General features: G+C 65.8%; 11 protein-coding genes and 1 riboswitch. Of the genes, 1 reads left to right on the forward strand and 10 read right to left on the reverse strand.

What is annotated here, in order from left to right:
- The first annotated feature begins 203 nt into the window (after positions 1-203).
- The gene (locus tag PQQ51_RS05195) at positions 204-908 is read left to right on the forward strand and encodes a DUF4136 domain-containing protein (RefSeq protein WP_408495364.1); all 705 of its coding nucleotides are present in this window, start codon (positions 204-206) and stop codon (positions 906-908) included.
- 120 nt (positions 909-1,028) lie between these two features.
- Here PQQ51_RS05195 and PQQ51_RS05200 read toward each other — a convergent pair whose 3' ends face one another.
- The 10 genes from PQQ51_RS05200 to PQQ51_RS05245 all read right to left on the reverse strand — a co-directional run bounded on the left by PQQ51_RS05200 (position 1,029) and on the right by PQQ51_RS05245 (position 14,234).
- Complete coding sequence (locus PQQ51_RS05200) at positions 1,029-1,601, reverse strand: TMEM165/GDT1 family protein (RefSeq protein WP_408495366.1); 573 nt, start codon at positions 1,599-1,601, stop codon at positions 1,029-1,031.
- Between the two features lie 10 nt (positions 1,602-1,611).
- A riboswitch (yybP-ykoY riboswitch) is annotated at positions 1,612-1,832 on the reverse strand.
- Positions 1,833-1,927: 95 nt separating this feature from the next.
- Positions 1,928-3,265, reverse strand: coding sequence for a guanine deaminase (gene guaD / locus PQQ51_RS05205; RefSeq protein ID WP_408495368.1), 1,338 nt, complete (start codon positions 3,263-3,265; stop codon positions 1,928-1,930).
- Positions 3,266-3,384: 119 nt separating this feature from the next.
- Complete coding sequence (locus PQQ51_RS05210) at positions 3,385-4,431, reverse strand: adenosine deaminase (RefSeq protein WP_408495370.1); 1,047 nt, start codon at positions 4,429-4,431, stop codon at positions 3,385-3,387.
- A 111-nt stretch (positions 4,432-4,542) separates the two neighbouring features.
- Positions 4,543-5,556: a xanthine dehydrogenase accessory protein XdhC gene (gene xdhC, locus PQQ51_RS05215; RefSeq protein ID WP_408495372.1), complete on the reverse strand. Its 1,014-nt coding sequence runs from the start codon at positions 5,554-5,556 to the stop codon at positions 4,543-4,545.
- Positions 5,537-8,101, reverse strand: coding sequence for a xanthine dehydrogenase molybdopterin binding subunit (gene xdhB / locus PQQ51_RS05220; protein ID WP_408495375.1), 2,565 nt, complete (start codon positions 8,099-8,101; stop codon positions 5,537-5,539). The genes xdhC and xdhB overlap by 20 nt, the downstream gene beginning before the upstream one ends.
- Positions 8,098-9,645, reverse strand: a complete 1,548-nt coding sequence (gene xdhA / locus PQQ51_RS05225; RefSeq protein WP_408495377.1) for a xanthine dehydrogenase small subunit — start codon at positions 9,643-9,645, stop codon at positions 8,098-8,100. The genes xdhB and xdhA overlap by 4 nt, the downstream gene beginning before the upstream one ends.
- A gap of 366 nt (positions 9,646-10,011) precedes the next feature.
- Positions 10,012-10,521, reverse strand: coding sequence for a disulfide bond formation protein B (locus tag PQQ51_RS05230; RefSeq protein ID WP_408495379.1), 510 nt, complete (start codon positions 10,519-10,521; stop codon positions 10,012-10,014).
- Between the two features lie 148 nt (positions 10,522-10,669).
- Positions 10,670-12,049: an amidase gene (locus PQQ51_RS05235; RefSeq protein ID WP_408495381.1), complete on the reverse strand. Its 1,380-nt coding sequence runs from the start codon at positions 12,047-12,049 to the stop codon at positions 10,670-10,672.
- Positions 12,050-12,130: 81 nt separating this feature from the next.
- The gene (locus tag PQQ51_RS05240; protein ID WP_408495703.1) at positions 12,131-12,811 is read right to left on the reverse strand and encodes a GntR family transcriptional regulator; all 681 of its coding nucleotides are present in this window, start codon (positions 12,809-12,811) and stop codon (positions 12,131-12,133) included.
- A gap of 76 nt (positions 12,812-12,887) precedes the next feature.
- Positions 12,888-14,234 (reverse strand): MFS transporter, encoded by a 1,347-nt coding sequence (locus PQQ51_RS05245; RefSeq protein WP_408495383.1) that lies wholly within the window; start codon positions 14,232-14,234, stop codon positions 12,888-12,890.
- Between the last annotated feature and the right edge of the window lie 5 nt (positions 14,235-14,239).

The following is a 14,239-nucleotide window of genomic DNA, read 5'->3' on the forward strand; positions in this document are numbered from 1 at the left end:
GGGACTCGAGCCGTCATGCGCGCCGAGGGCGCGCGAGCCGGGCTTGTCGAGCCATTGTACAAAGCCTCGGCGGATCGTGCGGCGCGAACTTTTTACCGAATCGCCTGGTCAGCGTATTATCGGGCGCGCTGTGCGCGTGGAAGCGCTGCGCACCGAGGAACCCGGCGGTGCCGGAGTCAAAACAGGTAATACGAGGTTAGACCATGAACTTTCATCGATGGACCCGCCACGCCGCGCTGCTGCTAGCGACGATGACGGTGCTGCTGTCCGGCTGCACGACCTATGTGACCACCCAGGTCACGGCGTTCTCCGACTGGAGCGGCAGCGACGCCACCCGCACGTACGCGTTCACGCGCACGGCGGACCAGCAGAACAATCTCGAACTCACCACTTACGAACGGATCGTCGCCAACGAACTCGCCACCCATGCGTTCCGGCAGGTCGATGCCGGCGCCGCGCGTTATCTGGTCGGTTTGTCGTATGGGATTCGCTCGGACATGGTGACGGTCGCCCAGCCGGTGTACTACAACCCGTGGCCCGCGCCTTACTGGGGCTGGGGCCGGCCGTTCGATCCGTGGGGCCCGTGGGGTCCGTACGGGCCGTATGCGACTGCTTACGTGAACCAGAGCTATCCGGTATTTACGCATCTGCTCGGCGTGCGGATCACTGAGCGGGCTTCCGGGAAAGAGGTCTATAACGTGACCGCGCGTAATGCGGGCGAGGAATCGTCGCTGGTGCGGGCTATGCCGTATCTGGCGCGTAGCGCTTTGTCGGACTTTCCGCTCGGCAACGGCGTGGTCCACACGGTGAAGATTCCGCTCGACAAGAACGGCGGCGCGTCGAACGAGATCGGCGCTACGCCTGCGGCCGCGCCGGCTCCGGCGTCGGGTGCGAAGGCTGCGCAGTGAGCGGCAGCAAGTTGAAAATGCACTGACGGTTTCGGTCCGTAGTGCGATAGGCGTGCTTCGATCAGGAAGGCCCGGCAGTTCATCCTGCCGGGCCTTCTTTTTTTGCGCGATCGAAGCGCGTCACACGCCGATACCGAGCAACGCCAGTGTGCCGAGAATCACGAACATCACAGCGGCGATCCCGTGCACGACTGTGGTCGGCAGCCGATGCGCGAAGCGGTCGCCGAGCAGGATTGCCGGCACGTTGGCGATCATCATGCCGAGCGTCGTGCCCGCCACCACGCCGAAGAAATCGTGAAAGCGCGCAGCGAGCGCAACAGTCGCGATCTGCGTCTTGTCGCCCATTTCCGCGAGAAAGAAGGTCGCCACGGTTGCGCCGAACATGCCGAAATGCGTGCGGCTGGTGTTGGCTTCTTCGTCGTCGAGTTTGTCGGGCACCAGAATCCACAGGCCCATGCCGATGAACGACGCGGCCAGCGCCCAGCGCATGACGGTTGGTGTGAGCAGCGTGCCGAGCCACGCGCCGAGCGCGCCGGCGCACGCGTGATTGACGAGCGTGGCGGTGAATACACCGAGAATGATCGGCAGCGGTTTGCGATAGCGGGCGGCAAGGACGAGCGAGAGCAATTGCGTCTTGTCGCCGATTTCGGCGAGCGCAACCGCGCCCGTCGAGATGACGAAGGCGTGATCCACTTTATGTTTTTCCCCCGGGGCCGAGATATGAACGAGCGACGACCCACGACATCGCCGGGCCCTGATGCGGCGTGTGTGGATCATCGGTCTCGCCAGGCCAGAGGCTGCGTCTGCCATGGCCAATGCTGGCCAAGTCTGTTGACAGGCGCCCCCGCGAATCGAACGCTCGACACACCCGGATGACAGCGGTGCAGAGGTCTCGCGAGGCGGCTACTCCCCAATGAGCGACGGAGTATAGCAGGGCGAATGGTCGGCCATAAGGGGCAATGCGTGATGTAAGACGCTTGAAATGGCGACGGCGTCAGGCGCTCACCATCGCCGCTCCATCAAGCCGCGATCTGCGCCGCCCGCACCGCATGCTGCCGCCCATCGTCACGGCGATGCACGCGTTTGCCCGCCGCGTAAGTTTCGTAAATGGCGCGGTCGTCGCCGAGCAGTGCGAATGCGAACAGCAGTTCTTCCAGCGATTCGGTGCGCGCGGTGCGGCGCGCGAGCAGCGGCGTCGCTTGCGGATCGAGCACGACGAAGTCCGCTTCCGACTTCGGCTTCAGTGTGCCGACCTTGTCCGCGAGATCGAGTGCTTCGGCCGCGCCCGCGGTCGCGAGGTAGAACATGCGCGTGGCCGTCAGGTGATGGCCGGTCAGCCGCGCGACCTTGTGCGCCTCGTTCATCGTTTGCAGCATCGAGAACGACGTGCCGCCGCCGACGTCGGTCGCGAGCGCGATCGGCATGCCTGCTTCGTCGGCCTTGTCGAAGTCGAACAGGCCGCTGCCGAGGAACAGGTTAGAAGTGGGGCAGTGCGACGCGACCGTACCGGTCTGCGCCATGCGCTTGCGATCTTCCGCGTCGAGGTAGATGCAGTGGCCGTACACCGCGCGACGACGCAGCAGCCCATAGTGATCGTAAATGTCGAGATAGCTGCGATGGCCCGGAAACAGATCGGCGACCCACTTCACCTCGTCGGTGTTTTCCGCGACATGGCTTTGAATGAAAATATCCGGATGTTTGGCCGCCAGCACGCCGCACGCTTCGAGCTGCGCTTCGGTCGAGGTCGGCGCGAAGCGCGGCGTGAGCGCGTACATCTGGCGGCCGCGATTGTGCCAGCGGCCGATCAGCTCGGCGCTGTCGTCGTAGCCCGACTGCGCGGTGTCGCGCAAAAACTCGGGGCAGTTGCGGTCCATCAGCACCTTGCCGGCCACCATGCGCAGATTGCGCGCTTCACTCTCGGTGAACAGCGCGTCGGCCGATTCCTTATGCACGGTGCAATACACGAGCGCGGTGGTCGTGCCGCAAGCCAGCAGTTCTTCGACGAAGAAACTCGCGGTGTCGCGCGCATAGGCCGGATCGGTGAAACGGCGTTCGGTCGGGAACGTGTATTCGTTCAGCCACGGCAGCAGACCCGGCGCCGGCGACGCGATCATGTCGGTCTGCGGATAGTGGATGTGCGTGTCGATGAAGCCCGGCACGATCAGCTTGTCGCGCATCTCCTGCACCTGGGTGCCCGGCGCGAGTTGCGACGCGAGCGCCGCATACGCGCCTGCCGCGACGACATGGCCGTCTTCGACGATCAGCAGGCCGTCCTCGTTGAAGACCGCCGCTTTGGACGATTGCGCGGGATCGCCGTTGAAGGTCAGCAGTTGTGCGCGGTAAGCCGATTGAGTCATGGGTGAAACCGTCTCCGTATTGTTGGGAACCGAGGTGAGAAGCTGAACAGCGCGGACGGTAACTGGCCATGGGTTCCTGCGAGAACCCCGGCCGCCGCCGGCTGCGCTGTATCGGCCCGTCAGTGCGGGCCGCCTGAGTGCCAGTGCGCGTCGAGCTTCGCGATCAGTTCGCTGCGTTCCCCGGGCGTGACGAACGACGCTTCGAAGCTGTTGCGGATGATCGTGTAGACCTCGGCATCGTTGAGCTTCAACGCGTCGATGGTGGCGAAATAATTGGCGTTCACGTAACCGCCGAAATAGGCCGGGTCGTCGGAATTCACCGTTACGGCAACGCCGCGATCCAGCAGATCCTTCAGCGTGTGTTTTGTCATGTCGTCGAACACGCACAGCTTGAGATTCGACAGCGGGCACACGGTCAGCGCAACGCGCGAATCCGCGAGACGCGTGACCAGCGCCGGGTCTTCGATGCTGCGCACGCCGTGGTCGACGCGATCCACTTTCAGCAGATCGAGCGCTTCGTAGATATACGACGGCGGGCCTTCTTCACCCGCATGTGCGACGAGCTTCAGACCGAGCGCGCGTGCTTGCGCAAACACGCGCTCGAACTTCGAAGGCGGATGACCGCGCTCCGACGAATCCAGCCCCACGCCGATCAGGCGATGCCTGTATTGCTCGAACAACGGCCGCGCTTCTTCGAACGTGGCGAGCGCGTCTTCTTCCGACAGATGGCGCAGGAAGCACAGAATCAGCTTGCTCGTCATTCCGCGTTTTTCCGCGTCGGCGAGCGCGCGTTCGATACCGGCCACGACGGTCGCGATCGGCACGCCGCGTTCGGTGTGCGTCTGCGGGTCGAAGAAGATTTCGCTGTGGATCACGTTATCGGCGAGGCAGCGTTCCACGTAGGCGGTCGTCATGTCGTAGAAGTCCTGCTCGTGCAGCAGCACGCTCGCGCCGGCGTAATAAATGTCGAGGAACGATTGCAGATCGGTGAACGCATAGGCGGCGCGTAGCGCTTCAATCGAGTCGTACGCGAGCTTCACGCCGTTGCGTTCGGCGAGCGCGAAGATCAACTCGGGTTCGAGCGAGCCTTCGATATGAATATGCAGCTCGGCCTTCGGCGCGCGAGCGGCTTTCTCTAGCAGTGGGGTAACAGTCGTTGTATTCATGGTCGGTCAAGAGTTCGTTGGAGTACGTTCGCGCCGGAAGTCGGATGCTGGATGCCGGAAGGAATGCCGTACCGGTGCGCGACTGGCGCAGCAGACCGATTGTGCGGCAAATCAGACCGTCTGCGCCGTGCGCGCGCCCGCGTTCGCCTCCACGGCCTGCAACACCTGCGCGGCCGCCGAGACCGCTATGATCTCCGGCGATTTGTCGACGATGCCGTCCACGCCGAGCGGGCACTTCATTCGCGCGATCTGCGACGGATCGATGCCGCGTGCGGCGAGCCGATGCTCGAATTGCTTGCGTTTGCTATGCGAGCCGATCATCCCGAAGAACGCGAAATCGCCGCGCCGCAGAATGCGCTCGGCGAGTTCGAGGTCGAGCGCATGGTTGTGCGTCATCACGATGAAGTACGTGTGCGGCGCGGCCTGGTCGATTGCTTCGTCGGGCGCGTCGTTCGGGTCGATCTTCACGTTCGGCGCATGCAGCGTTTCCAGAGGCGGAAACTGCGCGTCGCGTTCGTCGACCCAGCGCACGGTGCACGGCAACGTGGCGAGCACGCGCACCAGCGCCGCGCCCACATGACCGGCGCCGAACAGCACGACGTGGAAGTCGCCCGGTGCGATCGTCTCGGTGAGCAGCGCGCCGCTGTCGGCGAAACCGGCGCCGTCCCACAGCAGGCAGTCGGCGGTCTCGACACCCGGCTCGGGGTCGGACAGCATCACCGCATCCGGTGCGGGGCCGAATGATACGCTACGCACCGTCGATTGGCCCGCGGCCACGCGCTTCGCGAGCGACGTGATCCAGCCGAGATCGCCGATGTCGAGCCGCTCGAACGCGAGAATCACCGCGCCGCCGCAGCATTGGCCGAGACTGGGGCCGAGCGCGAAACGTTCGAGCCGTCGCATATGCGGCGAGCGCATCCCGTCGCGCAGCACCTGGCGCGCGGTCTCGATCGCTTTCCATTCGAGGTGGCCGCCGCCGATCGTGTGTTTCGCCGACTCGCGCGTGACGATCATCTTGGTGCCGGCCTCGCGAGGCGCCGAACCTTCGACGCGCGCGACCGTCACCAGCACGGCGGCGTCGCCGTGCGCGAGCAGTTGTTGCAGGTCAGGTAGCCAGGCTTGCATCCGGCGGTTCTCCATACGTGGCCGCGCGGGGTGTCCGTGCGGCCGGTTGAGTGCGAGGTGACGCGTTCGTGGGCGTCGCTTTGCTGTGCTGAGTGCCGTGCCCGGCGCAGTTCTCAGTGCTTTGTTCAGCGCTGTGCCGATGTCCATCGGAGGGCGGCGTTTGCAACGCTTCCAGCGCGTCGAGGATCGCCTCCGGCGTGGCCGGTGCGCGCAGCGCCGGCGCTTCGTCCGCATCTGGCACCGCGGCTGCGATTGCGTCGCGAATCGCGAGAAACACCGAAAACGGCAGCAGCAGCGGCGGCTCGCCGACCGCCTTCGAATGGAACACGGTTGGCTCGGCGTTGCGGTTTCGATAGAGCTGCACGTGAAACGCGGCGGGCGTGTCGCTCACCGCGGGAATCTTGTAGGTGGACGGCGCATGCGTCATCAGACGGCCATCGCGGTTCCACCACAGTTCCTCGGTAGTGAGCCAGCCCATCCCCTGAATGAAGCCGCCTTCTATCTGGCCGATATCGATCGCCGGATTGATCGACTGGCCGGCGTCGTGCAGCACGTCCGCGCGCACCAGTTTCCATTCGCCGGTTAACGTATCGATCACGACTTCGGAGACGGCCGCGCCGTACGCGAAATAATAAAACGGGTGACCGGTCAGCGTTTTCGCGTCCCAATGCACTTTCGGCGTCGTGTAAAAACCGTCCGACCACAACTGCACGCGCGCGAGGTACGCTGCGCCCACCAGTTGCTCGAACGGCATCGCGCCGCCGTTCACGGACACCTCGCCGTGCTCGAATTGCACGTCGTGAGCGGCGCCGCCGAGTTGCTTCGCGGCGAGTTCGGCGAGCCGGTTGCGGATCGTGCGCGCGGCGGCTTCGGCGGCCTTGCCGTTCAGGTCGCTGCCGGTAGAGGCGGCGGTCGCCGAGGTGTTCGCGATCTTCGACGTGTCGGCGGCCGTCACTCGCACACGCGACAGCTTCAACCCCAACTCGTTGGCAACCACCTGCGCGACTTTCGTGTTGAGCCCCTGGCCCATTTCGGTGCCGCCGTGATTGACGAGCACGGAGCCGTCCTTGTACACGTGCACCAGCGCGCCGGCCTGATTCAGGAACGGCACGTTGAACGAGATGCCGAACTTCACGGGCGAGAACGCAAGGCCGCGTTTGAGCACCGGACTTGTCGCGTTGAATGCGGCCAGTGCGGCGCGGCGCGCGCGGTAGTTGCTGGACGCGAGCAGCTCGTCGGTCAGCGGCGCGATGATGTTGTCCTCGACCTTCTGGCCGTACGGCGTGGTGTCGCGCTCGCCGACGCCGTAGTAATTCGCGAGCCGCACGTCGAGCGGATCGCGCTGCAATTGACGCGCAATGCCGTCGAGCATCACTTCCATCACGAGTGCGCCTTGCGGTCCGCCGAAGCCGCGAAACGCGGTGTTCGATTGCGTGTTGGTTTTGCAGCACAGCGCGACGATGTCGACGTCGGACAGGTAGTACGCGTTATCGAAGTGACAGACGGCGCGCGTGGCGACCGCGCCGGACAGGTCGGCGGAATAGCCCGCGCGCAGCGCGATTTCCACGCGTGCGCCGAGGATGCGGCCGGTGTCGTCGAAGCCCGCTTCGTATTCGTAGACCGCGTCGTGGCGCTTGCCGGTGATCATGAAGTCGTCGTCGCGGTCGGCGCGCAGCTTGACCGGGCGGCGCAGCAGTTTCGCCGCGAGCGACGCAACGCACGCGAACAGCGCCGATTGCGATTCCTTGCCGCCGAAGCCGCCGCCCATGCGCCGGCATTCGCAGATCACGTTGTGCGCGGGCCAGTCGAGCATATGCGCGACCACCTGCTGCATTTCGCTTGGATGCTGCGTCGAACTGTAGACCAGCATGCCGTCCATTTCTTTGGGCACCGCGTAGGCGATTTGCCCTTCGAGATAGAACTGCTCCTGGCCGCCCACTTCGAAGGTGCCGCTGATCCGATGCGGTGCGGCGGCGATTTTCGCAGCGGGTTCGCCGCGCGTCAGATGCAGCGGCGGCAGCACGAACTGCTTCGCGGCTTTCGCTTCGGCAGGCGTGAGGATCGCTGCGAGCGGTTCGTAGCGGATCACGTCGTCGCTTTTCGCCAACGCGGCGGCGCGGCGCGCGAGTTCGTGGCTTTCGGCGATCACCGCGAATACGGGTTGGCCGAGGTACAGCACTTCGTCGGCGGCGAGAATCGGATCGTCGTGCAGCACCGGGCCGCAGTTGTTCTCACCGGGGATGTCTTCGGCGGTCAGCACCGCGATCACGCCTGGCGCTTTCCTCACGGCGCTCAGATCGATCGACACGATCTTTGCATGCGCGTGCCGCGAAAGCCCCAGCGCGGCGTGCAGCGTGCCGTGCAATTCGGGGATGTCGTCGGTGTAGGTGGCTTCGCCGCTCACGTGCAGCGCGGCCGATTCGTGCGGCGAGGAGAGGCCGATCGCTGCGTCGAGGTTCGCGTGGCGCTGGTTTGCAACAAGCTCGTCGGTTCGCTCCGCGGTGGGCGTCGCGCGTTGTGCGACGAACGCATCGGTCCGGTTCATGGCGACTCCTTCGCGACGGCCGCTTCCGCCGCGCCCGCTTCGAACGCGAATGCATTCACGTCGAGCAACGCGAGCGGGGCGTCGTCGCGTGTTTCGAGGTGAAAGCGCCACAGCAGGTTACGCGCGACTTTCAGCCGATAAGCACTCGACGCGCGCATATCGGTGAGCGGCTGATAATCCGCGACGAGCGCGTTCATCGCTTGCCGCGCGGTGCTGTCGTCCCATGTCGCGCCGGTGAGCGCCGCTTCGGTTCGTGCTGCGCGCTGCGGCGTGGCCGCCATCCCGCCGAACGCGATGCGCGCGGCTTCGATCGTGCCGTGTTCGTCGAGGTGCAGCGCGAACGCCGCGCACACCGCGGAGATGTCTTGGTCGTAGCGCTTCGATACCTTGTAGGTGCGAAACCGCAGCTTGCCCACCGGACGCGGCACGCGCAGCGCCGCGACGAATTCGCCGGCCGCGAGCGCGGTCTTCTGATAGCCGACGTAGAACGCGTCGAGCGGCAGCGTGCGGCTTTTCGCGCCGTGCCGCAGCACGACTTCGGCGCCGAGCGCGAGCAGAGCAGGCATCGAATCGCCGATCGGCGAGCCGTTCGCGACGTTGCCGCCGAGCGTGCCGGCGTTGCGGATCGGCAGCGACGCGAAGCGCGTCCACAATTCGGCCAGCTCGGGGTAGTCGGCGGCCAGTGCCGCGTACGCGTCCTCCAGTGTGACGGCGGCGCCGATGGTCAGCGTCTGCGCGTCGCGCGCGATCGTCTTCAATTCGGCGACGTTGCCGATATACAGAATGTCGCCGAGATCGCGAAACTGCTTGGTGACCCACAGGCCGACGTCGGTGCTGCCGGCGAGCAGCCGGGCTTGCGGCCGGGCGGCGCGGAGTTGCGCGAAGGCGTCGAGCGTGATGGGTGCGTGGAAGGTCGGCGAGCCGAACGCGGCGCCGCGCGCATCGGCCGCGCTGTATTCGAAGGTGTCGCGGCGGCGGATCTCGCGCAGTGTGTCGGCGAGCGCCGCGCGGTCCAGCGTGACGCGCGGGTAGTGCGAATAGTCGAACATTTTCTGCGACGCATCGACGATCGGCCGGTAACCGGTGCAGCGGCACAGATTGCCGGACAGCGCGGCGTTGATTTCGTCGCGGGTGGGCAGGCCGGCGGCGGCCGGCTGGTTTTCGTACAGCGCCCACATCGACATCACGAAGCCCGGCGTGCAGAAACCGCACTGCGAGCCGTGGCAATCGACCATCGCCTGTTGCACCGGATGCAGCGCGCCGTCGGCGGCGCGCAGGTCTTCGACGGTGAAGAGCGCTTTACCGTCGAGAGTGGGCAGGAACTGGATGCAGGCGTTGACCGCTTTCAGCGCGAGCCGGCCCTGAGCGTCGAGTTCTCCGACGACGACCGTGCAGGCGCCGCAGTCGCCTTCCGCGCAACCTTCCTTGGTGCCCGTGCAATGCTCATCCTCGCGCAGGTGCTGAAGCACGGTGCGCGACGCCGGCACGCCCGCCACTTCACGGACGGACCCCTGGCGATAAAAACGGATGGTTTGCGATGTCATGGCGAATCCAGAAGACAGTGCGGACCGGGCGCGCGTTACGCATGGGGTCGCGCCGAAGCCGGCCTCGCGCACGTAGATCGCCATCCATATCGGAAGATAGCATCACCTTATCTCGAAAACATTTCCCAACTCGCATGAAGCTTATTCGCGAGCGGTCATGAGATAGGTACGATTCGCGCAAAGGCGGGAAGTTGCGTTGGAGAAGGGGAAGGAGAAGGGGCGGAAAGCGGGAGAAAAACGGTAGAACGCGCGAGCGAACGGCTAGGAACGGCGGATCGAAGCGGATCTGGACCCTGATCGGGGCGCCGCTCGGGCGGCAGCGCGGCCAAAGCCGCACTGCCGCCCGTCGAAGCATGAATTCCGCGCTCAGGCGATCCGGCGGCGATTACGGTTGAGGCTAAGCGCGAGCGGCACGAACGCGACGACGAACGCGATCAGCGACCACGTCGGCAACGACAGACCCAGAATCGGCGGATAAGGCGTTTCGCACAGCCCCGCGACCTTGAACACGCCCGGCAGCCAATGAGCCGGCGGCAGGCTGTCGACGATCGGCTGAAGCGCGTCGAACCCGCAACTGAAGCCCGGATGCGCCTGCACATACACGTGCCGCGCGGCCGTCACGATGCCGCCCAGCGCCGACAACGCCGCCAGCACTTCCAGCAGACGCACGCCGCGCCAGTTGTCGAAGCGGGCGCCGAGGAACGCAAAAATCGCGATCAGCAGGAAGAAATAGCGCTGGATGATGCACAGCGGGCACGGGTCTTCGTGCAAGCCGTATTGCAGATACAGCGCGCCGGCCACCAGCGCGATGCAGATCAGGCCGAGCAAAACCAGCAGGGAGCGCTCGCGGCGCAGCATTGCATCGTCGTTATTCATGGATCGTGTGTGGCTGTCGATAAACGGAAAGGGCCGGAAAGGGCGGGTGCCCGCGATTCTAGCGCGAACCTTCGCTCCGTCGCTTATCGCTTTAAGCCGCGGCGAGCGGGGCCGCCCGCCGGGCTTCCGGCCCCCGCTCCACGGCTGTTCACCGGATCGCGTTGAGCACCGCTTCGGCGCCGCGGCCGATCGCGAGCAGCGCGTCGTCCGCATGCGGCGCGCTGGCCAGCATCAGGCCCACCGGCGCTTCGCCGCGCAGATGGCAAGGCAGCGACAGCGCGCAGGTGTCGAGGAAATTGAATGCGCTCGGATTGCGCAGGATCAATGCGTTGGTGCGGCCGAACGCATCGTCGTCGTCGATCAGGTCCGCTACGCGCGGCGGCACCACCGGCACGGTCGGTGCGACCACGGCGTCGAAACGCTGCCACAGCGTGCGGGCCGCTTCGTCGAGCATCGCTTGCCGCTCGGCGAGCAGATCCAGATAGTCCACCGCGCTGGCCGGCTGGCCTTTGAGGATGCGCACCAGCACGCGCGGGTCGTACTGTTCGCGGTGCTTGTCCAGCAACGGCCGGTGCCACGCATACGCCTCGATCGGCGAAAAGCCGAAGCGGTTGATCTCCGGCAGACGGTCGAGCGGCGCGAAACGCACTTCGCTGACGATCGCGCCGGCCGCTTCCAGATGCTTCAACGCCGATTCGATCGCCGCGGCCACCGCCGGCTCCACGCCGTCGGTCACGTAGTTCGTCAGCACGCCGAGGCGCACGCCTTCCAGCGGCCGGGCCGCCGGCACGCGCGGTTCGAGCCCGGCCAGCATCCGGTCGACCAGCGCGCAGCACGCGACCGAAACGCCGATCGGTCCGAACGAATCGAGTGTGCTCGAAAGCGGCACGCCGCCTTGCTTCGGGATGCGCGCGGCGGTCGGCTTGAAGCCGGTCAGGCCGCACAGCGCGGCCGGGATGCGGATCGAGCCGCCGGTGTCGGTGCCGAGCGCGATGGCGGCCATGCCGTCCGCGACCGAAGCCGCCGCGCCCGACGACGACCCGCCGGAAATCCGCTCGTCGCCCGTCACGCCGCGCCGGTACGGCGACAGCGGATGGCCGTAGTGCGGGTTCAGGCCGAGCCCGGAGAACGCGAACTCGCTCATGTTGGTGCGACCGACGATCACCGCGCCGGCCCGCTTCAGGCGCGCGACCGCAATCGCGTCGGCTTTCGCGGCGGGCGCGTCGGCCAGCACCACGGAGCCCGCGCGGGTCGGCTGGCCTTCGATGTCGAACAGGTCCTTCACCGACACCGGAATTCCGGCGAGCGGCGACAACACCGTGCCGGCGGCGCGCAGGCGGTCGTGCGCATCGGCGGCGGCGCGGGCGCTGTCGGCGTCGACGTGCATGAAGGCGACCGCGCCCTGGCTGGCCGGATCGGCGATCCGTTCGAGCGCGGTTTCGACGAGCGCGCGGCTGGTGGTGCGGCCGGCGCCGAGATCGGCGGCAAGCTGGGCGAGCGGCGGGAAGGGCGTGAATTCGGTGGCCATGATGTCGGTGGGAATCCGGTGGTTGAACGGCGATGGAATGACAGAACGATTTGCGGATGGTCGGGCTATGCGCGGGTTCGCTCAGATCCGGTTGAATACGGTCGCGCGGAACGCTTCGATATGCTTTTGCACCGATCGACGGGCGCCTTCGGCATCGCGTTCGCGCAGCAGGTGAAACAGTTCGAGGTGTTCTTCGTGGACGTCTTCGAGATGATGCGGCTCGGACAGCGAAATGAACCAGAAGCGCAGCGAGCGCTCATGCAGACCGCGCAGGATGTCGGCCAGCACCGGGTTGCGCGACGCGGCCGAGATCGCCAGATGAAATTCGCGGTCGATATCCATCATGCCTTCGATGTCGTGCGCGGCGACGCACACCGCCGAGCGCGCGAGCAGCGCCTGCATCGTGTCGTAATCGTGCTGCTGCGCGTGGCGCGCGGCCAGCTCGACGCAGTAGCTTTCGTTGACGAGCCGCACGTCGATGATCGCCAGCACGTCGTCGAGCGAAACCGGGCGGACCATGATGCCCTTCCTCGGCATGATGGTCAGCATCCCTTCGTGCACCAGCCGATGCAGCGCCTGATGAACCGGCGTGCGGCCGATGCCGGTCAGCGTCATCAGTTCCGCTTCGTTGAGCACCTCGCTCGGCCGCAGGCGCATCGTGATGATCTCGCGCTTGACGAACTCGTAGGCCTGCTCGGCCAGGCTGGCGGAAGCGGTCGCGCGGAGGGACTTCGAAGGGCTTGCAGTCTGCGAAAGCGTCATGTGAAAAAGGGGCGGACGGATGTCGTCCGCATTGTAGAGCAAGGATTTGCGCGCCCGGCGCGGGGCGCGCATCACATCAAGCGCGGCTCGGCGCGACCGCCGCCGCATGCTGCACTTTCACGCGCGGCATCATCAGCGTGACCAGCCCGCCGACGATCAGCGCGCCCGCGATCAGCACCAGCCCGAGCGTCACGCTATGGGTCGCGTCTTTCACGATGCCGAGCACGTACGGACTCACGTAGCCGGCGAGGTTCGCGATCGAGTTGATCACCGCGATCCCGGCGACGGCCGCGGTGCCTTGCAGGAAGGTCGTCGACATCGACCAGAAGATGCCGAAGCCCGCCAGAATGCCGATATACGCGATCGACAGGCCGGTGACGGCGAGCGGGATCGAGTTCGTCACCGAAGCGCTGCCGAGCAACCCCGCCGCGCCGATGAAGCAGCACACCGCATAGTGCCAGCGGCGCTCGCCGGTGACGTCCGACGAACGGCCGATCAGGATCATCCCGATGCCCGCCGCCAGATAAGGAATCGCGGTGACGAAGCCATTGGTGACGAGATTGGTCACGCCAAGGTCCTTGACGATCTGCGGCAGCCAGAACGAGAAGCCCGCGTTGCCGGTGACGAGGCAGAAGTAGATCAGCGTGAGCAGCCAGAAGCGGCCCGAGCGCAAAGCCACGGCCAGACTGTGCTCGGCGCCGGCATCGGCGGCCGCGGCGTTTTCGCGAGCGAGACGGCCGAGAATCACGCGTTTTTCGTCGTCGGTCAGCCACGCGGCTTCGGCCGGCGTGTTGCGCAGCACGGCCAGCGCCCAGAAACCCGCGAGGATCGACGGAATCCCTTCGATCAGAAACATCCACTGCCAGCCGCGCAGGCCGTGCGCTTCATGCAGCGCCGACATCAAAAAGCCCGACAACGGCGCGCCGATGATCCCCGCGACCGGAATCGCCGCCATGAACACGGCGACCATCCGCGCGCGCCGGTCGGACGGAAACCAGAAGGTCAGATACAGCACCACGCCCGGCACCAGCCCCGCCTCGGCGACGCCGAGAAAAAAGCGCAGCACGTAGAACATCGTTTCCGAGCGCACGAACATCATCAGGCACGACAGCAGACCCCACAGCATCGTGATGCGGGCGATGGTGGCGCGCGCGCCGAACTTCTTCAGCAACAGATTGCTCGGCACTTCGAACACGAAATAGCCGAAGAAAAAGATCCCCGCGCCCAGTCCGTACGCGGCGTTCGACAGGCCGAGGTCGCCGGTGAACTGCAGCTTCGCGTAACCGATGTTCACGCGGTCCAGGTACGACAGCACGTAGACGAGAAACAGGAACGGCATGATGCGCCACGTGATCTTGTGCAGTGCGGCGGCTTCGAGCGAGGCGTCGGACGCCGCGTCGGCGGATAGCGATGGGGAGCTCATGGGTG

The organism is Paraburkholderia xenovorans, assembly GCF_046030735.1.
GTDB lineage: Bacteria > Pseudomonadota > Gammaproteobacteria > Burkholderiales > Burkholderiaceae > Paraburkholderia > Paraburkholderia xenovorans_A.